The 26,338-nt window shown below is 41.7% G+C and carries 25 protein-coding genes; 8 read left to right on the plus strand and 17 right to left on the minus strand.

The annotated features are described in order from the left end of the window. Window positions 1-451: 451 nt before the first annotated feature. A complete protein-coding gene (locus ACM0OR_RS09955) occupies window positions 452-640 on the plus strand; it encodes a hypothetical protein (protein ID WP_190699821.1) in 189 nt (62 codons plus the stop codon). 89 nt (window positions 641-729) lie between these two features. On the opposite strand, the gene ACM0OR_RS09960 is transcribed toward ACM0OR_RS09955, so the two are convergent. The 6 genes from ACM0OR_RS09960 to ACM0OR_RS09985 all read right to left on the minus strand — a co-directional run bounded on the left by ACM0OR_RS09960 (window position 730) and on the right by ACM0OR_RS09985 (window position 6,141). After that, the gene (locus tag ACM0OR_RS09960) at window positions 730-1,131 is read right to left on the minus strand and encodes a hypothetical protein (RefSeq protein ID WP_414576095.1); all 402 of its coding nucleotides are present in this window, start codon (window positions 1,129-1,131) and stop codon (window positions 730-732) included. 269 nt (window positions 1,132-1,400) lie between these two features. Next, the gene (locus ACM0OR_RS09965) at window positions 1,401-1,670 is read right to left on the minus strand and encodes a YciI family protein (protein WP_237990939.1); all 270 of its coding nucleotides are present in this window, start codon (window positions 1,668-1,670) and stop codon (window positions 1,401-1,403) included. Window positions 1,671-1,744: 74 nt separating this feature from the next. Further along, on the minus strand, window positions 1,745-2,317 hold the full coding sequence (locus ACM0OR_RS09970; protein WP_414576096.1) for a Uma2 family endonuclease: 573 nt from the start codon (window positions 2,315-2,317) through the stop codon (window positions 1,745-1,747). Window positions 2,318-2,383: 66 nt separating this feature from the next. Then, complete coding sequence (locus ACM0OR_RS09975; protein ID WP_414576097.1) at window positions 2,384-2,749, minus strand: type II toxin-antitoxin system RelE/ParE family toxin; 366 nt, start codon at window positions 2,747-2,749, stop codon at window positions 2,384-2,386. Then, window positions 2,739-2,978 (minus strand): hypothetical protein, encoded by a 240-nt coding sequence (locus tag ACM0OR_RS09980; RefSeq protein ID WP_414576098.1) that lies wholly within the window; start codon window positions 2,976-2,978, stop codon window positions 2,739-2,741. The genes ACM0OR_RS09975 and ACM0OR_RS09980 overlap by 11 nt, the downstream gene beginning before the upstream one ends. A gap of 172 nt (window positions 2,979-3,150) precedes the next feature. Further along, complete coding sequence (locus ACM0OR_RS09985; protein WP_414576099.1) at window positions 3,151-6,141, minus strand: NACHT domain-containing protein; 2,991 nt, start codon at window positions 6,139-6,141, stop codon at window positions 3,151-3,153. Window positions 6,142-6,309: 168 nt separating this feature from the next. On the opposite strand from ACM0OR_RS09985, the gene ACM0OR_RS09990 reads away from it, so the two are divergent. After that, the gene (locus tag ACM0OR_RS09990) at window positions 6,310-6,522 is read left to right on the plus strand and encodes a hypothetical protein (RefSeq protein ID WP_414576100.1); all 213 of its coding nucleotides are present in this window, start codon (window positions 6,310-6,312) and stop codon (window positions 6,520-6,522) included. A gap of 149 nt (window positions 6,523-6,671) precedes the next feature. Then, on the plus strand, window positions 6,672-6,890 hold the full coding sequence (locus tag ACM0OR_RS09995) for a hypothetical protein (protein ID WP_414576101.1): 219 nt from the start codon (window positions 6,672-6,674) through the stop codon (window positions 6,888-6,890). Here ACM0OR_RS09995 and pheT read toward each other — a convergent pair. Both pheT and rimI read right to left on the minus strand, forming a co-directional pair. Then, window positions 6,880-9,315, minus strand: coding sequence for a phenylalanine--tRNA ligase subunit beta (gene pheT / locus ACM0OR_RS10000; RefSeq protein ID WP_414576102.1), 2,436 nt, complete (start codon window positions 9,313-9,315; stop codon window positions 6,880-6,882). The two genes, ACM0OR_RS09995 and pheT, sit on opposite strands and share 11 nt — an antisense overlap. A 210-nt stretch (window positions 9,316-9,525) precedes the next feature. Then, on the minus strand, window positions 9,526-10,071 hold the full coding sequence (gene rimI, locus ACM0OR_RS10005; RefSeq protein ID WP_414576143.1) for a ribosomal protein S18-alanine N-acetyltransferase: 546 nt from the start codon (window positions 10,069-10,071) through the stop codon (window positions 9,526-9,528). 94 nt (window positions 10,072-10,165) lie between these two features. Here rimI and lysA point away from each other — a divergent pair, with 94 nt between their 5' ends. The 3 genes from lysA (at window position 10,166) to ACM0OR_RS10020 (ending at window position 13,479) form a co-directional block, all read left to right on the plus strand. After that, on the plus strand, window positions 10,166-11,569 hold the full coding sequence (lysA, locus tag ACM0OR_RS10010; RefSeq protein ID WP_414576103.1) for a diaminopimelate decarboxylase: 1,404 nt from the start codon (window positions 10,166-10,168) through the stop codon (window positions 11,567-11,569). Between the two features lie 240 nt (window positions 11,570-11,809). Further along, on the plus strand, window positions 11,810-12,733 hold the full coding sequence (cdaA, locus tag ACM0OR_RS10015) for a diadenylate cyclase CdaA (RefSeq protein ID WP_190699741.1): 924 nt from the start codon (window positions 11,810-11,812) through the stop codon (window positions 12,731-12,733). After that, complete coding sequence (locus ACM0OR_RS10020; protein ID WP_414576104.1) at window positions 12,730-13,479, plus strand: isoprenyl transferase; 750 nt, start codon at window positions 12,730-12,732, stop codon at window positions 13,477-13,479. Before cdaA ends, ACM0OR_RS10020 begins: the two co-directional genes overlap by 4 nt. 141 nt (window positions 13,480-13,620) lie before the next feature. Here the strand turns inward: ACM0OR_RS10020 and ACM0OR_RS10025 are convergent, their stop codons facing one another. Beyond that, window positions 13,621-13,893 carry a DUF3143 domain-containing protein gene (locus ACM0OR_RS10025; RefSeq protein ID WP_414576105.1) on the minus strand — a complete coding sequence of 91 codons (273 nt, stop codon included), beginning with the start codon at window positions 13,891-13,893 and terminating at the stop codon, window positions 13,621-13,623. A gap of 37 nt (window positions 13,894-13,930) precedes the next feature. Continuing rightward, window positions 13,931-14,473, minus strand: coding sequence for a J domain-containing protein (locus ACM0OR_RS10030; RefSeq protein WP_414576144.1), 543 nt, complete (start codon window positions 14,471-14,473; stop codon window positions 13,931-13,933). 195 nt (window positions 14,474-14,668) lie between these two features. On the opposite strand from ACM0OR_RS10030, the gene ACM0OR_RS10035 reads away from it, so the two are divergent. After that, on the plus strand, window positions 14,669-15,550 hold the full coding sequence (locus ACM0OR_RS10035; RefSeq protein WP_414576106.1) for an Rpn family recombination-promoting nuclease/putative transposase: 882 nt from the start codon (window positions 14,669-14,671) through the stop codon (window positions 15,548-15,550). A gap of 35 nt (window positions 15,551-15,585) precedes the next feature. Here the strand turns inward: ACM0OR_RS10035 and ACM0OR_RS10040 are convergent, their stop codons facing one another. After that, complete coding sequence (locus ACM0OR_RS10040; protein ID WP_414576107.1) at window positions 15,586-16,578, minus strand: DnaJ C-terminal domain-containing protein; 993 nt, start codon at window positions 16,576-16,578, stop codon at window positions 15,586-15,588. 189 nt (window positions 16,579-16,767) lie between these two features. Continuing rightward, window positions 16,768-18,837 (minus strand): molecular chaperone DnaK, encoded by a 2,070-nt coding sequence (gene dnaK / locus ACM0OR_RS10045; RefSeq protein WP_190699757.1) that lies wholly within the window; start codon window positions 18,835-18,837, stop codon window positions 16,768-16,770. Window positions 18,838-19,155: 318 nt separating this feature from the next. On the opposite strand from dnaK, the gene ACM0OR_RS10050 reads away from it, so the two are divergent. Then, window positions 19,156-20,004, plus strand: coding sequence for a M28 family peptidase (locus ACM0OR_RS10050; RefSeq protein WP_414576108.1), 849 nt, complete (start codon window positions 19,156-19,158; stop codon window positions 20,002-20,004). 78 nt (window positions 20,005-20,082) lie between these two features. Here ACM0OR_RS10050 and ACM0OR_RS10055 read toward each other — a convergent pair whose 3' ends face one another. The 5 genes from ACM0OR_RS10055 to ACM0OR_RS10075 all read right to left on the minus strand — a co-directional run bounded on the left by ACM0OR_RS10055 (window position 20,083) and on the right by ACM0OR_RS10075 (window position 26,252). Next, entirely contained in the window at window positions 20,083-21,012 is a 930-nt protein-coding gene (locus ACM0OR_RS10055; RefSeq protein WP_414576109.1) for a bestrophin family protein, read from the minus strand. A 281-nt stretch (window positions 21,013-21,293) separates the two neighbouring features. Then, window positions 21,294-22,121, minus strand: coding sequence for a type I methionyl aminopeptidase (gene map, locus ACM0OR_RS10060; RefSeq protein ID WP_414576110.1), 828 nt, complete (start codon window positions 22,119-22,121; stop codon window positions 21,294-21,296). A gap of 132 nt (window positions 22,122-22,253) precedes the next feature. Then, complete coding sequence (locus ACM0OR_RS10065) at window positions 22,254-22,742, minus strand: cupredoxin domain-containing protein (protein ID WP_414576145.1); 489 nt, start codon at window positions 22,740-22,742, stop codon at window positions 22,254-22,256. Between the two features lie 58 nt (window positions 22,743-22,800). Then, window positions 22,801-25,698 (minus strand): M16 family metallopeptidase, encoded by a 2,898-nt coding sequence (locus ACM0OR_RS10070; RefSeq protein WP_414576111.1) that lies wholly within the window; start codon window positions 25,696-25,698, stop codon window positions 22,801-22,803. Window positions 25,699-25,823: 125 nt separating this feature from the next. Further along, complete coding sequence (locus ACM0OR_RS10075; protein WP_414576112.1) at window positions 25,824-26,252, minus strand: VOC family protein; 429 nt, start codon at window positions 26,250-26,252, stop codon at window positions 25,824-25,826. Window positions 26,253-26,338 lie beyond the last annotated feature (86 nt).

The raw sequence follows: 26,338 nt of genomic DNA on the forward strand, positions 1-26,338 counted from the left end.
GGGTGTAAGGCTGTAAGGCTGTAAGGTTTTTAAACACCTACACCCTTACATCCCTATACCCCTGCATCCCTTGCCCAAATCCTTGATTTTGCGTTTTCATGCGTAAGTCCTCAAGATGTTCCTACTGCTCAAGTTTCATTATGTTAGCTATGAGAACCTTGAGAGACAACCAGGAAGAAGGAAAAAGTAATATAGAAATTAAATAATACTCTGTATATCTTTTATACCTGAATTTGCTATCTTTGTGTTGTTCTATCGTGGCAGTAGATATAATTTCTGGTTAACCCGTAAATAGCTATGATGGTTAGAATCATCTACAATTTCAAGGGCAGAGGTATGATGAACTAACTCAGAGTTTAAATATTGGTGTATTGATGTTAGTTATGAAATGCCTACATCATGTAGTAATACTTATCTTGAATTTTGTCACTAACTAATGGAGTTGATGGCGATGAATTTATTTATTTTTGCTTTAATTGTGGTTTATGCAGGTGGTGCTTGGAAATTTTGGACTGGTTTTACGCGGACTAATTTTTCTAAATCTCTACCCAATCGTATTGGTTTATCTTTGTTATGGCCGGTTTTATTTGTTGCCAATAAATCTTATCGGAGTAACTTCAGGAAAGCTTTGAAGGGTTAGATTAGAGAAGTGAGAATATTTCTACTACAGAACCCCGGTTTATTGAAAAAACCGGGGTTCTAGATTGTTTGAGATTCTATCAAAAGAAATTATCTTTTTCTGTTGCGATAAATATGAACGGCTGTACCTGCGGCTGCACCATTGATAGCATTATTTCCTGGTCTTCTGCAACCACCAATTACCGCCCCAGTCACTGTACTAGCACCAGCACCTACAACCGCATCTTGACCCAAATTACGGTTTCTGCGATTGCGTCTCAAGCCATTAGCACCGTTCACAGCTGCACCAGCCACTGCACCCTTAATAGCATTGTTTGCTACAGAACCGCACCTGGTAAAAATTCCAGTTACTGCACTAGCACCAGCACCAATTAAGGCATCTTCTACGACTTTGTTATCAGCAGCAGCCGGTTGTGCTTGTAGCAAGGTGACACTGGCTAAACTTGCAGCCATGAGGCTGGGTAGAAATGCGCGTTTGAGGATTTTTTTCATAGGGTTCACTTTGTGAAAACATCTACAATTAGATCAAAATAGCAATTTTCGCTGTTGCAGATGTAGTAGATGTTGTTATTTTTGGTGTAGACAACTGCAACTATTTTATTAATGTCACTATTGCATAATGGCATTAATAAAATAGCAATAGCATCTACTATAAGCCGTAATCTTTTATATTTCTTTAAAAAATATTCTCGTAATAGACAATAAAAAAACTGGCACATTATCAAATTTTTAATGTACCAAGTATTATATGTGTGACGAACCTAAAAAGCTTGAATCCACTCTTTCACAGAGTATTCAGTCCAAATACCATTTTGCCAGTAAGGGTCATTTTCGATTAGCTGGCGCACAGTGGCTTCATCTTCAGCTTCGTAAAGACCAAAAACTTTGGTAACGTCCTTGGTAGGGCCAATTGTAATTAGCACACCAGATTCTTTTTGTTTGGCTAAACCGTCTAAGTGTGCTTCACGGTAAGGTGCGCGTTTTTCCAGAACGTCTTCGCAGTAAGAACCCCACATCACATATTTGGGCATGATGAATTTTAGATTGATTAACTACCTCTTGTCATCTTATGAGAAAATGGCATTTGGGCAGACAAGCTATTTTTTTACGTATTAATTTTCGTTGGTCTTAGCCATGCAAAAACCTGCGTAACAGTTAAATTTAGTTGTAAAAATTCCGGTACAGGTAATACTTCATCGCCAGCCATCTCTATAGGTTGCTGTCCCGGCAAAAAGACTAAAATCAAGCGTTCATCTGGATCAATTAACCAGCCTAAGCGAGTGCCATGTTTTAAACAGTGGAGAATATTTGTAATTACCTTGGTTGTATTCTGTTCTGGTGAAAGAATTTCAATTGTCCAATCGGGATAAACACCAAAGGTATTTTCAATTTCCCCATTCACATCAAAGGGAATCCGTTCCCAAGCAAATACACTCACGTCTGGAACAATCGAACGTCCGCCAAACGTGCAGCGTAATTCTGGGAAAGCTAAGGCAATTTCTTGTTCTTCAGCAATGTTGTTAACTGCATTACAAAGTTTTAGTTGTAGGCGGGAGTGTTTGCCTTGTGGCATTGGTTTTTGATAGATACGACCGTCGATAAATTCACTAGTAGGTTTGGTTTCTGGTAGTTTAAGGAACTCTGCTAACGAAATTGATTTGTGCAGCGTGGTTGACATAGCTGTGCAAATGCCATATTTAGTTGAAATTTTAGCATTTTTAAGTTTTGGATTTTGAGGGTGTGGCTATTCTTCTGGATTTCGCTGCTGAAAATCACTTAAGATTTCTTTGATTTCGTCTGCTAAGATATCTTCCTGCTCAGATTTCGAGTAGATGGTTACTAAAATAATATTTGTATCGGTCTTGACATAATAAATTACTCGATACCCACCACTTTTACCTTTTTGAACATCACTATTTTTAACTCGTAGCTTAAAAATGGTGTATCCAACTCCGGGTATTGGGTTTCCCGGTAATTCTCCTGATTGCAGTTGTTCTATAACTGGTTGTACATCATTACGAATACTGCGATACTTCTTTGCTAAAATACGCAAGTTGCGTTGAAATTTAGCAGTAGCTACAACTTGAATTAAGGGTGGTTCACTCTGCATCAATACCTACCCACAGTTGAGAGATAGGTACAGTGTTTCCAGTCATCGCATCGTACCAACCTTGACGAAAACTTTCGCTTGCAGACTCGACAAGTACATCATCCTCTTGATTCTCTTCTGTAATGAGGACAATGACTCGGACTCGACTGTGTTTTGCTATGGTCAACGGTTCGTCTAAGGAAAGTTGACCAAGTTCATTGACAGTTCCCTGAACCTCAATTGCTTTCATGGTGATGAATTTAAGTTGTGCTGTTAATAGTATAGGATTTGAATTGATAAGTTTTACTTAAGCTGTGGTAACGACAACATAAGCATTTGCCACAAATAGATAAGCTGTCACAACAACAGAACTTAGTGATCTAACGACAAAATAAGTTGTCGTGACTAACGCACAAATATAATTAACTAGGGCGTAACCATTCTAAAATTTCATTAACTGACTGGTTGAGTGTAAAGACTTTGAGGGTGTTGTAGTCTGGTATGGGGTCGCTAATCAAACAAATCGCACCTTCAAATTTGCTGATAGCGTTGAGAAAGGCATGGCTGTATGTCGCCTCATCTTTATTATTAGTTGCGCCTGGGTGAAATATTAAAACTACTCGTTTGTCAGTTTTTAGTAGTTTGAAGTAAACTTTTAAAGCTGACATATTGTTTGGTTGTCCAGAAATATGTTCTGGGCAACCTTGGCTAACCATTTCGGCATAAATTTCGGCTGCTGGGTTATCTGGTTCGATGAATTGACTGGTGTCGATACAGATTAAGTGAATGTTTTGGCTAAGTTGAGAGTCTTTGTTAATTGCAGCTTGCAAGCGTTGGGGTAAGTTAAGATAGGTACGAATGACTTCTTCACGATTTTCTTGATACCACGCATCGTAAAAATCTGGGTAGGACATATTTTCGGCGCAGTAAAAAAGAATATCGTGACAGATACCATAAGGATCGGTCTGATGTTTATCTACATAATTTTTTAAACTTTTAACTACTAGGCTAGATAAACTTACAGAGTAGTTTACTTCCTCTAAAATAGATTTTAGGCTCTCCAATGCTGCTTCACATATTAATTCATGATGATTAAATTGTGTTTGAAAAATTTCCAGAACATCATGAACTGATTGAACTGTATCAAAAGAAATTTTAACTTTTTTCCGTAGTGCATTTAATATATCTAAACCTGAAATGTTGCCAAAATATGAAAATTGCATACCCCACACTTCTTTTTTAGATTGCAGAGGAAATTGTAAATATTCATACACTTCTTCAGGAACTCTAAAATATGGAGGAGAAGGTAATAAATGATTATGATAAAAATTATGATAAAAATGTGGATATAAAACATTAAATTTTAGTTCACAATAATCTTCATCAAATTGTATTATCTCATTAAGACTACAACCTAAAAACTCCTTGATTCCATTTTTCACTAAAATATAGGCTTTACTAGCGTATGCTCCTTCAACTTTATTTTTAGGCTGTAAAAATTCGCAAATTTTTTGGATAAATGCTTCCTTATCCTCTTTACTCACATCTACATCCTCTCTTCCCAACCACAGCAAAATAACCTCTCTCCACTGCGGTTCAAAAATGCGGTAAATTCTTTGTGTCGGATTGTCAGGAACATGATTAAAAAAATCCTTCTGCCAATCCTTAACATTTAAAGCTGCAAAATATTCTTGAAAATTAGGATGAAAGAAAGCATAAACTTCTTCATCATTTTCAGCTAATCTATCTACTAAATTCAACCAACCAACATCACAAGCTAATTTAAATAATCTCTCACCCATTTCTTTATGTGCTGAACTCCGCCGCAAGCGAAACATTGCACTACTGTTAATTCCTGCAAAAGCTAATTTGCTTAAAGCACAGTGTAATTCATCCTTTAAATTATCAGAGTTACATAACTCAGGAAATAACTCTGATTTCCATTCATAAAAATAGCGGGTAAATCTCTGATAAAGTGCGGCTTTCGTTTCTGGTAATTCTCTCTGCTTATCTAAATCAAATGTCTGACACAACAGCGACAACCGCAGAGGATTCGTTACTAATTTACGAATATTTTCATGTTTAGTTTCTTTTAATTTTGCCTGTAGTGTCTTCCCTTTTTGTAAATCACCAGCACGCTCAAACCACTGTTGAATAAATTCATCAATTTGTTCTGGTTTAAATTCTTGGGTTTTATAAGTATCAAATCCTGTGAGTGTATTATTAACCTGGGCATCCCAAACATTTAACCGACAAGTTAAAACCACTCGCGCCTGTCTCAAAGATGCTGTCAGTTCTCGATTAATTTTGGTTAATGCTTGCACAGGTGAATTTTCACCCATTTCATCTACACCATCTAACAGTAACCAAACTCTCTCTTTACCAAAACAAGCAAGTAATTGACGTTTAATTTCTGGCGTGACGACAACATCAGATTTAACTAATCTCATTGCTTCAGTCAGCCATTGCTTGAGTAAATATTCCTCAATGGTTCTTCCCTGTAAGCTGGCGAGAGAAATACAGATGGGTAAATCTTGGGTGTTGTCTTTAATAAAGGAAGCTATTGTACTCAATAAAGTAGTTTTACCTGCTCCTGGTTCACCGATGATAGCAATATGTTTATTATTTCCGCTTGGCTGTTGTGTAATTACTTCTCGGAGAAATGCGCCATGTTCATAGGTTTTGACTAGGACTTCTTGGGTTAATTCATAGACATTTTCTCTGTCTCGATGTTCATCTTGTTGTCGGCGTTGCTGCTGTTTGCGTTCCACCAGTCCCAAGGGAACATAAACGTTAATTTCAAAACCTTGTTCTGTCGCTTTGCGTCTGAGTTTTGCAGCCTCCTGCTGACTTTCCAGCATGGCGGTGCAAACTTCACGCCAGTTAATGCTGTCATCTATTGCTTTTGTAAGCTGAGAATTTGCGGAAGAATTTTGCTTCTTATTCTTGGGATGTTCATCCCACTTTTGCTTAATTACTGCTAAATTTTCTTCTTTTGTTGCTGTCTGATGCTTCAGTGTGAGCGTAAATTTCCAATAACCAGGCTTAGTAGTTTCATCTTTGACCAAGATTTTTAATTCTCGGAGACTATCGAAGATATATTGCACTTCCTGCAATTCTTTATCTTGCTGACTACTACCAGATTCTGTTTGACGTTGAGGGAGTTTTAAATTTTTAACTAACTTTAGTAAATGTTCTTTTTTTGTGCCTACTTCAACTGTACGGCTGATTTTTGCTCTTGTTTGTTTAGTTTCGTATCCTGTGACTTTGAGTTTGTCACTATCCCACTGAACATAAAGCTGGGGTTTTAGTTGTAATTTGTCTGATTGCTGTTCTGATAGTTGCAGCAAAGCTCCCACCAAATTTAGCACATTGTCTAGAACCGATTCATCCCAGCGAATATTCCTTGGCATTCGTTAAATATAAACACTATCTTAAGAAATTTGTTTTGCCCAAACAAATAAGCTTCCCCAAGCTGCAAACCTTGGTGATACAGGCATTATAGATTATGCTTGGGGAACGTGTCTGGGGAAATACCCAAAAAAACAATTCACCTTGTAACCACAAACAAGGTGAATGCAATGGTGACTAAAAAAACTAATTTCAGCTTGAACCGTAAAATTATTACCTTGCTGCTAGTTTTGCAAACTTTACTGTTGGGTGTTCAAGCTAAAAACCTCATTCAACAGGGAGACTCAGCTATTGAGGTGATGATTTGGCTGATTAATCAATGTTTTCCTGTGCTGCAACGGGCTAAAGGTTTGCAGGATGGGGAAAGAAAGGGTGATAAGTAATGCTGTGTGAAACTTTCTCTCGAACCTAACCCCCAACCCCTTCCCTACGAGGGAAGGGGAGCAAGAATTAATGTAGAGACGTTGTATGCAACGTCTCTACAATTGCAGGCTACCATGTACACACAAGAGAGTTAATCGATACGTTGACGATGTTAATCGATACGTTGACGATGTTGGGCGATACGTTGACGATGTTGGGCGATACATTGCCAATGTTGGGCGGTACGTTGGCAATGTTAGGCGGTACGTTGGCAATGTTAGGCGGTACATTCACCGATTTTTTCTACAGCTTTGGCCAAGATTCCCGACTTCTTCAAGAAGTCGGGAATCTGAATTGGGCAAATCTTAAAATTCAGATTAACTTCTGAGGTTAACGCCGAATTTCTCTACCAAGGCTTCCCGAACTTTGTTGTGAACCGGCTCAACTTCGGTATCAGTAAGAGTACGATCGCCTGCCCGATATACTAGACGAAAGGCTAAACTGCGTTGTCCTTGGGGGACGTTTTCGCCACGATATTCGTCAAACATTTCTACAGATTCCAATAAACCTGTACCAGCTTTGGTAATAGCTTTTTCAATGTCGGCGACAGAGATTTTCACCGGTGCAAAGAAAGCGATATCGCGATCGCTCGCTGGATAGGTAGAATATGCCTTAAATGCTGGGATAAGAATTTCATCTTGGTCTAAGGCATCCAATAGCACATTTAAATCTAATTGGAATAGATAAACCGATTCTGGTAAATCTTTATCCCGGCGGAGTTGGGGGTGGAGTTGTCCAAATACACCTAAACTAGTTCCCCTAATCCATAAAGAGGCGGTGCGTCCTGGGTGGAGGCGTGCATCACGACAATCTGGCTGATATTCTACTAGTATTCCTAGTTCCTGGAAGACGCTTTCTAAAATCCCTTTGGCTTCAAACCAGGTCATAGGTTGTTCTTTTCCACCCTTTGACCATTTGCCGATGGTTCTATCTCCTCCCATGATGCCAGCGATCGCATCTTTTTCTAACAAACCTTCTTCTTCTTGCCAGAAAATCCGCCCAATTTCAAAACCATTGAGTGAACCGTTACCTTGTTCGAGGTTGTATTGAAACGCGTCAATTAACCCAGAAAGTAAATCGGTACGCAAGGCGGAATATTCAGCAAATAAAGGATTACTTAAAACGATTTGTCTGCTATTCCCTGGCTTGACTAAGGAATATTGAATCAATTCCGTCAAACCTTCCGCCCGCAACGCCGCGCGTAACTTGCGAGTTAATTCTTGGTCTAAGGGTAAATAACCAGCTTCTGCCTTATCCGGTAAAGTATCACAGAAGCGATCGTAACCATAGAGACGAGCAACTTCTTCAATTAAATCAATTTCCCGCTCTAAGTCACGGTAACGATAAGGCGGAACGGTAACATTCCAAGTTTTCTCTTCCGTCGGAGTTAGCTGACAACCCAACGCCGTGAGGATTCTTTCTACATCTTCTGCTGCTAGTTCTCCCGTTTCTTCACCCAAAATCACTGGACCTAGCACATCATTCATCTTGTCTAAACGCAGTGAAATCGAATGACTCCAAGTAGAGGGGTCAGGACGGGTATCAGTAATTTCTTGATGAACAATTACACCCCCAGCCAATTCAGCGATGAGGGATAAAGCCCGGCGACAAGCTACTTCTAACTCTGCACGGTTGACACCGCGTTCATACCTTCCCGAAGCTTCACTTCTCAAGCCTACACTGCGGGAGGAACGGCGAATGGCGACGGAATCAAATAACGCTGCTTCTAAAACTAGGCTTTGTGTACCGTCATGGACTTCTGTTTCTTCCCCACCCATGACCCCCGCTAAAGCCACGGGTTTATCGTTAACGGTAATTAATAGATTCTGTGTGGCGAGGTTGCGAGTTTGCCCATCTAGGGTTTTGAGGGTTTCCCCTGAGTTAGCAAAACGCACACCAATCTGTAAGGTTTCTGTGCCACCTACAGATTTTAAACGCTCTTTGTCAAAAGCGTGTAGTGGTTGTCCCCATTCCAACAATACATAGTTAGTAATATCAACTATATTATTAATCGGTCGCACTCCCGCCGCCCGCAAACGCTGTTGTAACCATTCTGGGGAAGTGGCAATTTTTACCTGGTCAATAACTGTACCAATGTAAGCCGGACAAGCTTGGGTGTCAGCGATTTTTAAACTTAACGCCCCGGCATTTTGAAATACAGATACTTCCCCAGGTGCAGGAATGCTCAACTGTGCGCCAGTCAAAGCCGCTACTTCCCGCGCTATCCCTACCATACTCAAAGCATCAGCACGGTTAGCGGTGGCGGCGACATCTAAAATTACGTCATCCAAACCCAACAACGGCCGCACATCACTACCCACGGAGAGATTTTCTTGGGGGAAAATATGAATCCCGTCTAAATCCGTAGGTAAACCGAGTTCCTTTAAAGAACAAATCATCCCCTGGGAAGGGACACCGCGCAGTTTGGCGGGTTTGATTTTTAAATCGATGTTTGGTAAATAAGTTCCTGTAGTCGCCACTGGAACATAGATATCTGCCCGCACATTAGCAGCACCACAGACAATATTTAAAGTCTCACCTGTACCGACATCGACCTGGCAAACACTCAATTTATCAGCGTTGGGGTGGGGTTGACGCTCAAGCACTCTTCCCACTACAACGCCGTTTGCCCAAGTGCGACGGTCTTCAATGTCTTCGACTTCAAACCCAGCCAGCGTCAGGGTTTCCGCCAATTCTTCGTGGCTCAGTTTTATCTCTACTAGTTCCCGCAGCCAATTCAGAGATATACGCATGAGTGTGCTTGTTTTAAAATTCGTCTTTTGCTCTAATTCTAGGTTGCCTCTGTGGTTTTGAGGTTTTCCCGTTCATCATCCTACTACGTTGTGACCAGGCAGTTCCAATCAAACCAGGCGATCGCATTTGCAATCAATTAAAAGTGAGGCGAATAGCACTACTGAAGAGTTTGCATATCAGGATAGTTAAGAATTTTCTGATCTCAATAATCAAATTAACTGCCAAGCCGATTTTTCCAACTGAGTCTCAATCATATTGTGCCAGTGCTGCAATTTTTCTGTAAATGAGGGCTGTTGTAAATCCGAAAGCCAAAGAATCAAGGCATCTTCACCGTTGTCTTGGTAATAACGCCGTCTCCGGCCTGCTGTTTTGAACCCAAATTTTTGGTATAAAGAGATTGCTGCTTCATTAGAAGCGCGGACTTCCAGGGTAGCTCGTTCTAAATTGCGATCGCTAGCTGTTTTCAGCAAAGCATAAATTAAAGCCTGTCCCAAGCCCTGACGTTGATATTGGGGATGAACTGCCACAATTGTAATGTGAGCTTCCTCTAAAATCGACCAGAAGCACCCCATACCCAGCAAGGTTTTGCTGGAGTGCGGGGCAAATATTCCCAGTAAATCACTGTTAGGACTATCCAGTTCTCTTTGGTAGCCCTCCAGCGTCCAAAGTCCACCAAAACAGGCTTGATCTAGTTCTAAAATTGCACTTAGATCCTCTGAGGTCAATGATTTGAGTTTTAAGTTAGAAGATAAGATCACTTTTATTGGGATAAGAAGACAAACCCTTTGTAAACTGGGATCGGGAGACTTGCTCACGCCCATAATTTAAACAAGGACAATCTATATAAATATGGTATCGACTCACCCTGCTGAGGTTCAATATGCTGGAACGCAGTATTTACCTCAAAGCCAGAGCATAAATACAAATACTTCCCCCAACCAAGAACTTTTACCCCTAACAGCGAAAGTTAATAGTGATGGGTGCTTGGAAATCGGTGGGTGTGATGTCACAACCCTAGTTCAGCAGTTTGGCTCACCTTTGTATATTTTAGATGAGGAAACCCTCAGAACAGCCTGCCAACAATATCGAGATAGCTTTCAAAAATACTATCAAGGCGAATCTCAGGTAATCTATGCTTCTAAAGCCTGGAATTGTCTGGCTGTCGGTGCGATTATCGCCTCGGAAGGGTTAGGAATTGATGTTGTCTCTGGCGGTGAACTTTATACAGCTCTAGCTGCTGGGATTAGTCCTGAAAAAATTTACCTCCACGGTAATAATAAATCCCGTGAAGAACTAAATTTCGCCATTGAGTCTGGGATCACGATTGTTGTAGATAACTGGTATGAATTACATACCTTGGTGGAGATGTTGCACGCAATGTCTATACCACCAGTGCGGATCATGTTGCGACTGACACCAGGGATTGAATGTCATACTCACGAATATATCCGCACAGGACACCTAGACAGTAAGTTTGGCTTTGATCCCAACGATTTAAATGAGGTGTTTGAGTTCGTCAGCCAACAACCAAATTTAAATTGTGTAGGCTTACACGCTCATATTGGTTCGCAAATTTTTGAGCGTCAACCCCATCAGGATTTAGCGGCTGTGATGGTGCAGTGGTTAAGAGATGCGGTTAAATACGGTTTAAATATCACCGAATTAAATGTTGGTGGCGGTTTGGGCATTAAATATGTAGAATCAGATGATCCACCAAGCATTGATGAGTGGGTAAAGGCGATTTGTGAAGTTGTGCAGGCAGCTTGTGCAGTCGAAAATCTACCTCTACCAAAGTTACTCTCTGAACCAGGGCGATCGCTAATTGCTCCAGCTTGTGTTACTGCTTACACCATCGGTTCATCTAAAACAATACCGGAAATTCGTACCTACGTCGCCATAGATGGCGGTATGTCTGATAATCCCCGTCCCATTACCTACCAGTCAGTTTATCGCGCCGTCGTTGCCAACAAATTGTCTGCGCCTATGACAGAAACCGTCACAATTGCGGGTAAACATTGCGAATCAGGGGATATTTTAATCAAAAATGCCCAACTGCCAAGAACTGAACCTGGGGATATTCTCGTAGTTATGGGAACTGGTGCGTACAATTACAGTATGGCCTCCAACTATAACCGTTTACCCAGACCGGCAGCAGTTGTAGTGGCAAATGGCGAAGCAAACTTAATTTTGCAACGCGAAACTTATCAAGATTTAATTCGACAAGATTGCTTACCTGAAAGATTAAAGAGTTAGTCATGATTTATTAGTTATTAGTCGTTATTTAAGTCCAGGGTTTCTGGGATTTTTTCCTGAATCACTGGCTTTAAACTAGAATTTCTTTGATTATTCTGGAGAAGCAAGCAAAACAAAATGTCCCAACCAGAAGAAAAAAGAGAGGAAACAGTGCATGAAAGTTCATGAGTTAATAACTAATGACTAATAACTATTAATTACTGACTATTAACTAAAAGTATTAAGAGTAATCCAGATGTCATGAGAGATTGGTGGAAGCAATGGCTGGCAAACCTAGGATGGTCTCAGTCCTTGCTGCTGGGGACTCTGGATATTGTATTGGTGCTGGCGTTGACTTACATGATACTAGTTATTATTAGTGAGCGTCGCACACTGTGGATGGTGCGGGGTTTCATTGTCTTAATGCTAGCCTCAGCACTAAGCGGTAGGTTTGGTCTACCACTCTTAAATTTTGTCCTAGAAAAGTTAGTAATTGGCTGTGCTGTAGCAATGGCAGTTGCTCTCCAGTCAGAGTTCCGCCGATTTTTAGAACAATTGGGACGAGGTGAATTCCGGCAATTGTTTCAACCATCTAATCTGACTATTCCTAAGTCTGATAGTGTAATAGATGAAATTGTGGAAGCGGTTAAAGAACTCTCTAAAAACCGAATTGGAGCTTTACTAATTTTGGAAACAACTGGCCCCATTGACGAACGGGATTTTTCTGTACCTGGTGTCAAACTCAATGCGGATGTTTCCAAAGAACTGATACACACGATTTTTCAACCGAAGACCCTGCTGCACGATGGCGCAACATTAATCCGTGGTTCACGGATTGTATCTTCGGGTATAATTTTACCGCTTTCGGGACGCACAGCCTCGCGCCAATTGGGTACACGCCACAGGGCGGCGATGGGAATTACTGAGCGCGTCGAAAATTGTATTTGTGTCGTTGTATCAGAAGAAACTGGTTCTATTTCCCTCGCGGAACGGGGAACTCTAAATAGGCCATTGACGATTAGGAAGCTCAAAGAGTCTTTAGAGGCTCGATTGTCCCCAACTGTAGATCGGGAAGCGGTAGCTCCTGGTTTGTTAAGCTTGGGTCTTCAGATTGGTAGTAAGGCACTAAAACTAGCTTCACGTTTACTTGGATTACCCTCGACCGCTTCTCAAGACAAAAAATGACAATACAACAAACTGAACTGCAAGAATTGCCCCTGGACTTGAAACGAGAACTACTGCCCAAACACGTTGCGGTAATTATGGATGGCAATGGTAGATGGGCTAAACGTCAAGGTCTACCGCGAATTATGGGTCATAAGCGCGGAGTTGATGCCCTCAAGGATTTGCTGCGTTGTTGTAAAGATTGGGGGATTCAAGCATTAACGGCTTATGCCTTTTCCACAGAAAACTGGAAAAGACCCCAAGAAGAAGTAGATTTCTTGATGACGCTGTTTCAGAGAGTGTTACGTCAAGAGTTGCGGGAAATGGTCGAGGAAAATGTCCAAATTCAGTTTGTGGGAAATTTAGCAGCTTTGCCGCGATCGCTACAAGCGGAAATTTCCCGTTCAATGGAAGAAACCAAGCATAATCGCGCTATCCGGTTTTCTGTGGCGACTAACTACGGCGGGCGACAAGAGATTTTACAAGCTTGCCGGGCGATCGCCCAAAAAGTCCAGCAAGGTCTCCTCCAACCTGATGAAATCTCTGAAGAAGTATTTGAACGCCACTTATACACAGCCGGAATTTCCGACCCAGATTTGCTCATCCGCACTAGTGGAGAAATGCGCCTCTCCAATTTCCTCCTCTGGCAAATGGCTTATGGAGAAATTTACATTACTGATACCCTCTGGCCAGATTTTGACCGCGCTGAATTTCACCGCGCCTTATGTGCTTATCAGCAAAGGGAGCGACGATTTGGCAAGGTTTAGAGATAGGTGACAGGTGAAAAGAAAGCAGGGGAAGCAGGAGAAGCATGGGGAGAAAAATACAATGCCCAATAATGCCTACCTACTCACTACTCACTACTCACTACTCACTACTCAGCACTCAGCACTCAGCACTCACCACTGCTAAGGGCCAGAAAACACCGCTTGTTCGATATCTTCTCGACTCAGGGAATATTTGAAGGCGCGTTGGATATCTTGTCCATTTTCCCCAGCTTGGACGTATCGCACGATAATTTGCTCGATATCCAGCCAGAGTTCAGCTTGCCAACTAGGTCTTTGTATGCGCCAGCAATGTAGTTGTGTATCATCTTGTTGACAGCCTTGGTCTTTTAACCACTGCTCAATTTGTGGCAGAGGATGACTGTATAAGGGCGTATCTGAGGGAAGTATAGACATAAAAATTCAAAATTGTTTATTAGTTATTAGTCATTAGTTACTTTACCTGTAACCTGTCACCTCTCCCCACAGAAGAAATTGGTCGTTGTAGTGTAACTGTTGGTTGTGGTATCTGGGTTTGTAAAGCTTGATCACCACGAGTTAGACCGATGGCGATCGCTAGCAGTAAACAACCTACCAAAGTCACAGCTAAAATAAATAAAGCAAAAATTTCGCCAGAGGAGAGGGGGCGATCACCTCCGGTGGGGCGTAGCCCATCACTGGCATCCAAGTAAGCTGATTTTGAGTAATCATAAGCAGAAGAGACAGGATGGTGCAAATCAGGCGGTGCTTGAATCACCCCAAACCGAGAATAGCCTATCTTGATGTCATAATTTAAACGCCTTTCGGGATTACTCAGGGTGGCGTAGGCTTCGTTAATTTGCTGAAATTTTGGGGTGGCGACAGCAGCAGGTAATTCTGTGCTATCGGGATGATAGCGTTTACTCAGTTCCCGATAAGCGCGACGAATATCGATAACTGATGCTGAGGGATGCAGCCCTAGCATAGAGTAATAGCTGGGTTTATTGCTTTGCGGCATTGCCCCATGTTGATTCACAGCTGTTTGATTCACCTTGCAATCAAGTTTCTTAATATTGTAAACCTGCCACTCTCACTAAGTTACGATAAATTTCATAGGACTTAGGCAGAAGAAAGGATAAATATTTCTCTCCTACACCTCCTGATTTATCTGTGGGGTAATTAATTTTGAATTTTGAGTTCGGAGCGCAGCGACTTGACTAAATCCGCAGATGTCAGCACTAAAAAATTAATCAGCCTTGCACCCGACAATTGGGTAAGATGGGTAACTCAAATGCCTGATATCGTTGCGGGAGAAATTCTTAATTCTGAATTTCAGTGGATTAGCCGACAAAGTGATGTTTTAGTCCGTGTCACCAGTTCTGAACACGGTGAATTTCTGGTTCTCAACGAATTGCAATTACGCTACCAACGCCAAATGCCACGCCGAATGCGTGCTTATGCAGCATTGGCAGAAGAAAAATATAATTTACCTACGTACCCGGTTTTAATCAATATTCTCAAAACGAGTAACGAAGAAATACCTACAAGCTTTACATCAAATCTGGCAGGGTTACGTGCAATCCAAGATTATCGGGTGATTAACCTTTGGGAAGTTGATGTGAATATTGCCTTGAAACAACCCTTACCATGCTTATTGCCATTTGTTCCCATTCTCAAAGGTGGTGAGGATGAGTCTCTCATTCGAGAAGCATTGCAAATTCTCCGTGCAGATGAACAGTTAAACCAATTAGAAACAGTCTTAGCTTTTTTTGCTACGTTTGTTTTAGATAGTTCCTTAGTTCAAGAGATTATGAGGTGGGATATGACTGTATTACGTGAATCACCCTGGTATCAAGAAATTTTGCGTGAAGGTGAAGCACGAGGCGAAGCACGCGGGGAAGCACGCGGGGAAGCACGTGGGGAACGGCGTGGAATAATATCTAGTATCGAAATTAATTTAGAGGCGAAATTTGGCGAGGATGGCTGGCAATTGCTGCCACAAATCAATCAAATTAGCGACATAGCACAATTAAAAGAACTTTTACGCCATGTTATTACAGCAAGCACAATTGAGGAATTACGTCAACTGCTGTAGTACAATTCAACAGGTGAATTTTTCAAAGCACAATCCTAACCCAATAAATCAGCGCGGGGTTTAAAGGTTTCAATTTGCCGTAGCTTTTCGTATAGTTCTCGTTCTTCCTGGCTAATGTTTTTCGGGGTAACTATTTGGATTTCGACCAATTGATCACCACGTTTACCATCTTCGATGGGATAACCTTTATTAGCCAAGCGGAATCTTTGACCAGACCTAACTCCTGGAGGGATGGTCATTTTCACAGGACCATCCAGAGTGGGTGCTTCGACCTGTCCGCCTAAGACTGCTTCAGTGGGAGTTACTGGTACTTGGCAAGATATATTAGAACCTTCAATTTTAAATAATGGATGAGGCTCGACGGTAATTTTTAAGTAGAGGTCGCCGCCACCAATGCCTTGATTTCGCAGGCGGACACTTTGCCCTGTCACCATAGCGGGGGGCATATTTACTTCTAGCGATCGCCCGTCTTCTAGTCTAATGCGTTCTGTTCCACCTTGATACGCTTTTTCTAATGGTAGGGTTAACCTAGCTTCGATATCCCGACGAGTGGGACGCGGTGGATTTTTAGGAACTGTGTATTGGACTTTACTTTTTGGGGTACGGAAGGGATCAGTCGTAGTGCTGCTACTTGCCCCATTTCTAGTGTCTTGGCGAACACCTACACCCACAACTTGATTAATAAAGTCTTCAAAATTGGCAAACTGGCTAGGATCTACATTTTGATTGGGATTGCGTTCTGCTGTACGTTCCCAAGCTTTAGGTTTTGGTGTTTGTTTACTAAAGCCTTTTTGCTTCCAGTAACGGCTAAATTGGTCGTACTGCGCTCGTTTAGCGGTGTCAGAAAGGACTTCGTAAGCTTCCCCAATATCTTTAAATTTGTCTTCTGCTGCTTTGTTGCCTGGGTTGAGATCAGGGTGATATTGTCTAGCTAACCGCCGATAATTCTTTTTAATGTCCTCATTGGTAGCATCTTTATCTACCCCTAAAATTTCGTAGTAATCTCGAAAATTCTGCAAATTCTGCATATTCATTTAATTAGCTTTTAAATTTTAGATTTTAGTAATCGTTAACTAGTAATGGATAATATCAATTACTAATTACCAATTACTAAATCCGAATTCAGGAAGAAGGGGTTTAAGGGTGTAGGGGACAAATTAGACAATGTAAATTATATTTCCCATGCCTAATGCCCAATGCCCAATGCCTCATTCCCTCTATAACCAATCATCATCTTCATCCCAATTATCCTGGTAACTCGGCCGGGCAGAACGACGAGGAGGCGGACTGCTATCGTAGGTAGAACGGCGATCGCGTTCATAATCTCTGTTATAGTCTCGCTTGTAAGAGTCGCGTTCAGAGTAGCTGTCTCGATAATTATCTCTAGAAAAGTCGCGATCGCGTTCTTTGTCTTTATCGCCTGTAAAGATGTCCCGAATTGTGCCGAATAAATCGTCGTCTTCGTCCTCAGCATAATACTCGCGGACTTCCCGATTCAGTTCATACAAAGCATCTTGCAAGTCAACATAGGCTTGATCGATGCCGCGATCGTCATCTTCTTTGAGACTGTCCCGCAGTTCTCGGCTAATATTATCAATGCGTTGGCGACGGTTACGGGCAAACTGCATTCCAAATTCTAAGGCGACTTCTCTTAGCTGTCGTTCGGCTTGCAAAATCAAAGCTTCCGAACGGGTGCGTTTTTCTACCCTTTCTTTGCGTTCCCGATCAACATCAGCATATTTTTGAGCATCCTGAATCATCCGGTTAACTTCAGATTCACTCAAGGTAGAAGCACCTTGAATGGTGATACTCTGTTCTCTGCCCGTGGTTCTATCTAAGGCTGTCACCTGTAAAATCCCGTTAGCATCAATATCTAACGACACTTGAATTTGTGGGATTCCCCGTGGTGCGGGTGGAATGCCATAGAGTTTGAACCTGCCCAAAGATTTATTATCATCTGCCATTTCCCGTTCACCTTGGGCAACGTGGATTTCCACGCTGTTTTGGTTATTTTCTGAGGTGGAGAAAATATCAGAACGGCGGACTGGGATAGTAGTATTGCGAGGAATCAGTTTTTTCATTACGCCGCCGATGGTTTCTAAGCCCAAAGATAAAGGCGTAACATCCAATAGCAGCACATCTTTAAATTCCCCGGCGAGGATACCTGCTTGAATGGCTGCACCCATCGCCACGACTTCATCAGGATTGACATTTTCGCTAGGTTCAATGCCAATCATATCCCGCACCAGTTGTTTCACCATTGGCATTCGTGTAGAACCACCAACTAGTACGACTTCTTCAATGTCGTCTGGACGCAAGCCTGCATCTTTTAAAGCCCGTTTGACTGGGGTGCGAATACGTCCTAATAAGTCAGCACACAAACCTTCAAACTGGGAGCGTGTGAGGCGAGTTTCTAGATGTTTGGGGCCGTCTTCCGTAGCAGTGATAAAGGGTAAGTTAATGTCGGTGACGCTGACGGCAGAAAGTTCTATTTTGGCTTTTTCTGCGGCTTCCATCAAACGTTGCAAAGCTTGGCGATCGCGTCTTAAGTCTACACCTTCTGCTTCTAAAAATTGCTCTGCTAACCAATCAACTACTTTTTTATCAAAGTCATTACCACCTAGTTGAGTATCACCACTGGTAGATTTAACTTCAAACACCCCATCGCCTACTTCCAGAATTGATACGTCAAATGTTCCACCACCCAAGTCAAATACTAAGATGGTTTCCGTATAACCCCGATCTAACCCATAAGCTAGGGATGCGGCTGTCGGTTCGTTGAGAATCCGCAACACTTCCAACCCAGCAATCCTACCTGCATCGCGGGTTGCTTGCCTTTGGGAATCATTAAAATAAGCCGGAACTGTAATTACTGCCCCGGTGACTTGTGCGCCTAAGTAGGTGCTGGCATCGTCTGCCAATTTTTTCAGCACCATTGCCGAGATTTCTTCGGAGGCAAAGTCTTTATTGAGACGGGGACAGGCAATCTTGATATTACCTACATCGTCTTTACGGATAGTGTAGGGTACACGCTTCGATTCTGAGTTCAGTTCGCCGTACTTGCGCCCGATAAAGCGTTTAACTGCAAAATAAGTATTTTGCGGGTTGAGGACTGTTTGCCGTCTTGCCATTTGCCCAACCACCCGTTCGCCTTCTTTGCTGAAGCCAACTACGGAGGGGGTTGTTCGCATTCCTTCTGCATTGGCAATCACCACCGGCTTGCCACCCTCCATTACGGCGACTACTGAGTTGGTTGTACCCAAGTCGATGCCGACTACCTTGCCCATGCGTTACTCTTCTCCTAGTGTGACTTATACATATATTATGATTGGGCGGAACTACCTCTAGCTTAGTGCTACAGGGTAAAATTGCCTCAATGGTATAATAGAGATCATCGAAGCAAAAATTGAAGGAATTAAAGCTTGAGGAGTTAGTTGCAAGACTAGGATAGCATTCACCATGCTGAGTATGTCCTAGAACCCTGAAATCTTGTACTCCATTGACTTAAGTTCATTGCTGCTTTAAGTTGGGAAATCCCCCTATAAATCTTTGTTTTTTGCTTTATCCCTACATGATAAATTTGAGATTAAAAATCTTCTAAACACTTGAATTTACAAGAAAGATTACATAATCACCTCCAACAGATAGCGCGAGAACGCGATCCTTACATGGCGACTGCGGGACATTTCTTTGTCCAAGAATACATCCGCCAAGAATTTTCTCAATGGGGAAGTGTGGAAATCCACACCTTTGCTGTTAACAATAGAAATTTTCATAATCTCATCCTCAATTTACCTGCCCAATCTACACCCAAAAAACAGGATTTACCTCCAATTCTAATTGGCGCACACTATGATGCTGTACCAGGAACGTCAGGGGCTGATGATAATGCTACAGGTGTGGCGGTATTGTTGGAATTAGCGAGGAAATTTGCCGCACAACCAGCTAAATATCCCTTGCGGCTGGTGGCTTTTGATATGGAGGAATATGGTTTGTTGGGTAGTGCTGACTATGCAGCCTTACTGCGACAACAAAAGCAACCTTTACGCTTGATGATGTCTCTAGAAATGTTGGGATATCGTGATTTTACCCCTGGTAGCCAAAGTTATCCCCCTCCTTTGGAACGCTTTTACCCCGATACTGGTGATTTTATTGCTTTAATTGGCAATTTACGCACAATTCCTGATTTAATCGGCATGAGTCGCAGTATTCGCCAAGCTGGGATATCAAGTCAGTGGCTACCAGTGCCAAATAGAGGCTTGATAGTCCGTCAAACCAGATTAAGCGATCATGCTCCGTTTTGGGATGCAGGTTATCCGGCCATGATGGTGACAGACACAGCTTTTTTACGAAATCCTCACTATCATCAACGTAGTGACACAATTGCTACTCTAGATTTCGATTTTCTTGTTGGTGTTTGCGAAGGTTTGGAACTAGGTATTAGGAAGGTGTAGGGGACTGGGGACTGGGGATTGGGGACTCAGCACTCAGCACTCAGCATCGGCTAAACGCCGCGCTACCGCTAACAGCACTCAGCACTCAGGAGGCAGAAGGGGTAATTCAGTATCTTCAGGCGATCGCACATTCAAAGATAAACTGATTAAATCATCAATATTGCGTTTCATGGTGTGACAAATTGCATCTAATGGTAAATCATTGGCATCATAACCAAAGGGGTTTTCTATCTCTAAACCAATGGCTTCAATCCCGAATAAAGTAAAACTTACCAACGCTACAACTGCGCCTGTCCACCATTCTAAACTCTGTACCATCTGAAATGGTAAAAGCAAGCAATACAGTAATAATAATTGCTTCAAATGAATGGAATAAGCTAGAGGCATGGGTGTTTTTAAAATCCGTTCACAACCCCCCAAATTATCTATTAGATTGTTTAATAATTCTTGTATTGATATTAATTGATATGAGTTGAGGCAATTTCGGCTATGCTGTCTTTGTAAATAATCTCCAATCCAAAAGGCTATTTCTAAGGGCGGATTATTCATATTTATAAGTTTAAAATATTTAGAAGATGACATTAATTCTTCTAACTCATTATTTACTGGTTCGCTACGTAAATGTAATTTGGTAGCTACAGCAAAAGCCACTAATAAATATAAAACATTGATTTTGTTCTCTTTATCTTTTGGGGATATTTCATCAATAGAGACTAAAATTTGCCTAGCTAGATTGCGGACGTTATTTACTATTGAACCCCAGAATTTTCTACCTTCCCAAAAGCGATCGTAAGCTGTATTAGTACGAAAAACTAATAATAGACCTAAAACAATACTAGGAATAATAGTTCCTAGAATAGGTTGAGATACAGGTAATTTTAAATAATAAAGTAAGGAAACTGAAACTCCAAATAAGCCACACCCAATAACCCGTTTATATATTGATGAAATAACTGAACCTTTATACTGAAAAGCTATTTGCAACCATTGCATTCTTTCAACCTTCATAGTGTGTATAGTAGTCCTATTTAATTTGTAGAAATTACGATACTTCAAAACTTCGGTTTCTTTGCAAAACTGAGGTTCTCGAATTTTATAAATAAGTTAAAAATCATAACGCTAGATATAGCATAAGTAACGTTGAAGAATTTACACATATAAGGCTCGTATTTGATTTTTGAAACACGCTTATTGGTGTGGCAAGCCTAAAGTAGTGCATTAGTTTTTGCTAGCCTGTCAGCAAAAAGCGCTCGCCTGGGTATGCGATCGCTCTTTGCTATAATTTTTAATTAAACTTTAGTACGATCGGTCAAAATTTCATACCCAGTTTCAGTTACCAAAACTGTATGCTCAAACTGTGCTGACAAGGAATTATCCACAGTTACAGCTGTCCATCTGTCTGATAAGGTGCGTGTATGTTTAGAACCAGCATTCAAAATTGGCTCAATCGCCAACGTCATACCGGCACGCAGTTTCACGTTGGGCATTTCCCGTGTACGGTAGTTAAATACTGAGGGTTCTTCGTGTAAGTTGCGTCCTACACCATGTCCAGTAAATTCTTCAACCACGCTAAAGCCGTTAACTTTGACATGATCTTCAATTGCGCCGGCTAAATCAAGCAGATATGCGCCTGCTTTGACTTGTTCTATACCTTTATAAAGGGCTTCTTCGGCGACGCGAATTAGTTTAGCAGCATCTGGGGTAACTTCACCCACGGCAATTGTAATGCAGGAATCACCATGAAACCCTTGATAATAAGCACCTGTATCTACTTTTAATACGTCCCCAGCACGAATCACTTTTTTGGGATTGGGGATACCATGCACCACTTCATTATTAATGCTGGAACAGATAGAACCAGTAAAACCGTGATATCCCTTAAAGCTTGGTGTTGCGTCCATTTCTCGGATGCGTTTTTCTGCATAAGCATCCAAGTCGGCTGTAGTCATTCCTGGCTTGACTAATTCCGAAATTTCTTTGAGGACAGTAGCAACAATTTTTGCTGATTGCCGCATAATATCAATTTCACGCGGCGATTTAATTTCAATCCCCCGGCGTTGTTTGCTGGATTGTGTAGGCTTAGGTGCTTGAGAAAGCAAGTTGGTGAAAATGTTCATGGGAAACTAATAATTACTTGCGCTTTGCCGCTAAATTTGCAGTGTTTATCTAAAGTTTAATTGAGAAATAATATCTATATTTACGTTAGCTGATTTTTTGTTGCCAATTAGTCAACAGTCAACCTCCCTTGTCTATTTACCAGCAATAATAATCTCCCCTGTCATCCCTGCTTCTGTGTGTCCAGGGATAGAACAACGCAAGCTATATTTTCCTGGTTTCATTGGCACAAACACCCATTCTGCTACCGCACCAGGCTTGAGTTCCAGTTCATGAATTGCGCCCTTAATCTCTACTTTTCCAGCTTCAACTTTTTGCGTCCAGATAACATCAGCAAAATCTTTGGCTGTAAAGTAGTGTTTCATTTGACTGGGATTAGTTAGCTTGAGTTGATAACGTTTCCCGGCTACAAAGTCCAAGTGATTTGGCTCAAATTTCAGTTCGTTAGCAGAATTGCCTAAACTAACTGTAATTTCTGTAGCTGGCATTTTCAGCAAATCACCAGTAAGATTTGCCGCGATCGCCAGACGAGGATGGCTGAAAACCAAACCTAGCAGTAATGCCAAAATTACACAGCTACGCCGAATTAATATCAACCCAGTATAAAAAATCTCCATCAACATTATGAACAAGATAATATAGGGACGAGGCAGAAGTTCTTTAATTACGAATTGACTTCCATTATCTAACACTTTGGCTAGCCAACATAGCAGGGCCGGCAGTAACTACAACAATTTGGTCAGGGTGCAGTAACTCACGGGCGGCTTGATTAACGTCATCGAGAGTAACTTGCTGAATTTTTTGTGTATAAGTATGTAACTCTGTTTTGTCCAAACCATACACCTGATTCATCAAGATGTTACTGGTTAACTCTTCTGGATCTGCCAGAGAGACATTATAACCACCAATTAAGGTACGTTTAGCCATCTCTAATTCTGTGGCTGTAACACCGTGCTGATGGATTTGTTGGAGTAATTGACGGGTACTAGCGATCGCTTGATTTGCATCTTCTGGACTGGTTTGCATTTCAATCCAAAATGTCCCAAAGTCTTTTTCGGCTTGAAAATGGCTATAAATTCCGTAGGTTAAGCCTTGGCGATCGCGCACTTCTGCCCCTAGGCGGCTCGATAGGGTGTCTCCTCCTAAAATTTGATTTAAAACCAAAGCTTGGTAAAATCTGGGGTCTTGGCGTTTGATACCTGTATAACCCATGTAAGTAATAGCTTGTGTTTTACCGGGGACAATTGGGTTCACCCGGACAAGACTACTGGGGTTTGAGACTTGGGGATATTCTATGCTGGGTGCTTGTCCACTCACGCGCCAATTACCAAACTCTGCTTGAATGAGCGATCGCACTTTGTCTGGGTCAAAATCTCCCACGACTACCAATACCATCGTATCTGGACGATAATATTTACTTTGGAAAGCCACAATATCCTGACGTTTAATGCGTCGCAGACTCTCCTGTGTAGGAAACTGGTGTAGGGGATGTTTTTTTGGGTAAATCGATTGTAAAAATATTCTTTTGGCTACTTCCGCCGGATTATCTAAGTCCGATTTGAGGTCTGTTAAAGCTTGTTGGCGGTTTAATTCCAATTCTTTTTGCGGAAATGTACTATTTTTCAGAGCATCTGCTAAGGTTTTGATTAAAACAGGTAAGTCTTCAGCCAGACTATTGCCCTCAATCTGCACACCATTGCGGTAGGCGGCAAAGTCCAAAGTCGCGCCTCTATCTTCCAAAGCTTTGGCTAAGGTGGAAGCATTTTTGGTTTTAGTCCCACTCATCAAGCCATCGGTTACCAGCATAGCTAATCCGGCTTGTTCACCTGGGTCAAATTCTGTACCTGCTTTGATATGACCACTTAAGGTAATGGTAGGTGTACTGCGATCGCTTAACAATAATACCTGTAGGCCGTTAGCTAAGGTAAATTGCTGTGGTAGTTTGAAGGCAGTGTTTTGAGCATCACTCTGATCAGTATCGATGGCTGGTAGATACTGCATCATCTCGGAGGGTGGAACAGGTGAATTACCAGATAAATTCTCTCTTATGTGTGGCGGTGACTGTTTTGTGCCAATTTCTTTGGCTTGAGTGACAACTGGTTGAAAAATACCCACTGTTCGGGCAGATTTTGCCAGATATTTGTTTAATACACCCACAACATCTGCGGCGGTGACTTGACGAACGGCTGCTAAATAATGATCTGTAAAGCGATAATCACCCGTAGTTGTCTCATCATTGCCTAACTGCATGGCTTGATCAGTGATATTACGGTTACTCAAGATTATGGCAGCTTCTAACTGTCTTTTGGCTCTAGCTAATTCTGCGGCTGTTATACCTTTTTGGGTTAACTTGGCGATCGCATTATTCAGCACTGAGTCAATTTTAGTCAAATCTTGGTCAGGATCTGCTGTGACTAACAACTCATACCAACCTGCTTTGTGTAAGCTAACCACTGAACCTGAAATATCATTTGCTAATCCCGATTCCACCAAGGTTTGATACAGTCGGGAATTTCTTCCTTCTGTCAAGATGTAGTCAGCAATCTCTAAAGCTGGTATATCTTGGTGATTTGCCTGTGGTAGTGGATATACAGCTTGTAATAATGTGGCTGATCCTGGTTCTCGGAGGATAATTGGCGATTGGGGACTTTTAACTGCATCTGAAACAGTCATTTCTTGACCTAACCCCCTAACCCCCTTCCCTACTAGGGAAGGGGGAAAAGTCAAAGCCTCTCTCCTGTTAGGGGAGGGGTTTGAGATATTCTGACTTTTAGGAATATTGCCGAAGATTTCTTTGACTGTGGCTAGGGTTTTTTCGGCTTGACAATCGCCAACAATGACTAAGACGGCATTGTCAGGATGATAAAACTGGTGATAATACTGCTGTATTTGCTCAGGCTGGAATTTTTCCACATCCGCCTTAGTCCCACCCACGGGTAAACCATACGCATAATTGGGAAATACTGACCGCAGGATAGCTCGATTGAGGCGATATTCTGGGCTATTTTCGTAACCCTGCAATTCGGAAATGACCACCCGCTTCTCTTTAGCTAGGTGTTCGCCATCCATCAGCGCATTTTGCATTCTATCTGCTTCTAAAACTAGCAGTGCTTTGAGCTTGTTCTGTTCTACAGTTCCGTAATAAGCTGTTTGGTCATAACTCGTAAAAGCGTTTGAGTCACTGCCTAAAGCACTAAATAACCAGCCAAATTGAGTTGGACGGCTGGTTGTGCCTTTAAACATCATATGTTCTAGTTGGTGAGCTATGCCGTTAACTCCCAATGCTTCATAGCGTGAACCGAACTTGTACCACACCTGCACACTTACCACTGGTGCTGTATGTACTTCTTTAATGAAGACAGTTAGACCATTGTCTAATAATGTCTTATGAACATTTTCTGTTAATTTTAATTCTTGGGGATTTTTGGTCACTAATGTTAATTGGTGATTCACTCGATTAGAAGTAGTTATATGTTGACTCTCAGCAGGTACATTGCCAAGAAATAATACCGCAACTAATGAAATACCCAACAGCAAAAAATAATAACGGTATTTATAGCACGCAGATAAGACAGACATTTATTTCGGTAGATGTACGGAAATTAATTTATTTTGAGTGCCGAGAATTATCTAATTCTCCTGAGAATATGTTACCTCGGCAATATGAATAATGTATATAAATAGACCAAATAAATGACAGGAAACTAATTAAGTTGGGTTAAAAATCGGATGAATTCTAAGGGTAAGCCATCCGTATCAGCAACAAATGCTACTTCTAAGATGCGATCGCCTATTTGCTGCTGAGTCGGTTCTAAAAGAATTTTTAACGGTGGTAATTCTGGTGTCAATGCTACACGTTCTTGTAAACTTTTCAACCATCTCGGTAAATCTGGGGTAATTTCTGTTACATCAAAAGACAGGTGATAGTATCCCACATAATGTTCATCACCAAAGGCATCCGGGGCTGGTTTTGGCTGGGGAATTTGAATCAGTTCAATTCTGCCGCCTAAGCCTTCCATCCAGCAAGCTAGGGTGTAGCCGGTAGTGAAGCGTTCACAGACACTAAAGCCTAGTATTTCATAAAAGGCGATCGCTTGATGGATATTCGCAGTGCGGATAGAAGCGTGGTGCATGGTTTAGTCTACAGTCAATGCTACAGATGCGCCGTTATGTGTTTGTACAACTTCAGAATATCACTTCAGAATAAAAGCAGATTGAT

It is taken from the genome of Anabaena sp. CCY 9402-a, from assembly GCF_963920945.1.
Classification (GTDB): domain Bacteria; phylum Cyanobacteriota; class Cyanobacteriia; order Cyanobacteriales; family Nostocaceae; genus Trichormus; species Trichormus minutissimus.

Coding starts and splice junctions, on each gene's coding strand:
- ACM0OR_RS09955 (WP_190699821.1), top strand. CDS start 452: ATGAATTTATTTATTTTTGCTTTAATTGTGGTTTATGCAGGTGGTGCT.
- ACM0OR_RS09960 (WP_414576095.1), bottom strand. CDS start 1,131: ATGAAAAAAATCCTCAAACGCGCATTTCTACCCAGCCTCATGGCTGCA.
- ACM0OR_RS09965 (WP_237990939.1), bottom strand. CDS start 1,670: ATGCCCAAATATGTGATGTGGGGTTCTTACTGCGAAGACGTTCTGGAA.
- ACM0OR_RS09970 (WP_414576096.1), bottom strand. CDS start 2,317: ATGTCAACCACGCTGCACAAATCAATTTCGTTAGCAGAGTTCCTTAAA.
- ACM0OR_RS09975 (WP_414576097.1), bottom strand. CDS start 2,749: ATGCAGAGTGAACCACCCTTAATTCAAGTTGTAGCTACTGCTAAATTT.
- ACM0OR_RS09980 (WP_414576098.1), bottom strand. CDS start 2,978: ATGAAAGCAATTGAGGTTCAGGGAACTGTCAATGAACTTGGTCAACTT.
- ACM0OR_RS09985 (WP_414576099.1), bottom strand. CDS start 6,141: ATGCCAAGGAATATTCGCTGGGATGAATCGGTTCTAGACAATGTGCTA.
- ACM0OR_RS09990 (WP_414576100.1), top strand. CDS start 6,310: ATGGTGACTAAAAAAACTAATTTCAGCTTGAACCGTAAAATTATTACC.
- ACM0OR_RS09995 (WP_414576101.1), top strand. CDS start 6,672: ATGTTAATCGATACGTTGACGATGTTGGGCGATACGTTGACGATGTTG.
- pheT (WP_414576102.1), bottom strand. CDS start 9,315: ATGCGTATATCTCTGAATTGGCTGCGGGAACTAGTAGAGATAAAACTG.
- lysA (WP_414576103.1), top strand. CDS start 10,166: ATGGTATCGACTCACCCTGCTGAGGTTCAATATGCTGGAACGCAGTAT.
- cdaA (WP_190699741.1), top strand. CDS start 11,810: ATGAGAGATTGGTGGAAGCAATGGCTGGCAAACCTAGGATGGTCTCAG.
- ACM0OR_RS10020 (WP_414576104.1), top strand. CDS start 12,730: ATGACAATACAACAAACTGAACTGCAAGAATTGCCCCTGGACTTGAAA.
- ACM0OR_RS10025 (WP_414576105.1), bottom strand. CDS start 13,893: ATGTCTATACTTCCCTCAGATACGCCCTTATACAGTCATCCTCTGCCA.
- ACM0OR_RS10030 (WP_414576144.1), bottom strand. CDS start 14,473: ATGCCGCAAAGCAATAAACCCAGCTATTACTCTATGCTAGGGCTGCAT.
- ACM0OR_RS10040 (WP_414576107.1), bottom strand. CDS start 16,578: ATGCAGAATTTGCAGAATTTTCGAGATTACTACGAAATTTTAGGGGTA.
- dnaK (WP_190699757.1), bottom strand. CDS start 18,837: ATGGGCAAGGTAGTCGGCATCGACTTGGGTACAACCAACTCAGTAGTC.
- ACM0OR_RS10055 (WP_414576109.1), bottom strand. CDS start 21,012: ATGAAGGTTGAAAGAATGCAATGGTTGCAAATAGCTTTTCAGTATAAA.
- map (WP_414576110.1), bottom strand. CDS start 22,121: ATGAACATTTTCACCAACTTGCTTTCTCAAGCACCTAAGCCTACACAA.
- ACM0OR_RS10065 (WP_414576145.1), bottom strand. CDS start 22,742: ATGTTGATGGAGATTTTTTATACTGGGTTGATATTAATTCGGCGTAGC.
- ACM0OR_RS10070 (WP_414576111.1), bottom strand. CDS start 25,698: ATGTCTGTCTTATCTGCGTGCTATAAATACCGTTATTATTTTTTGCTG.
- ACM0OR_RS10075 (WP_414576112.1), bottom strand. CDS start 26,252: ATGCACCACGCTTCTATCCGCACTGCGAATATCCATCAAGCGATCGCC.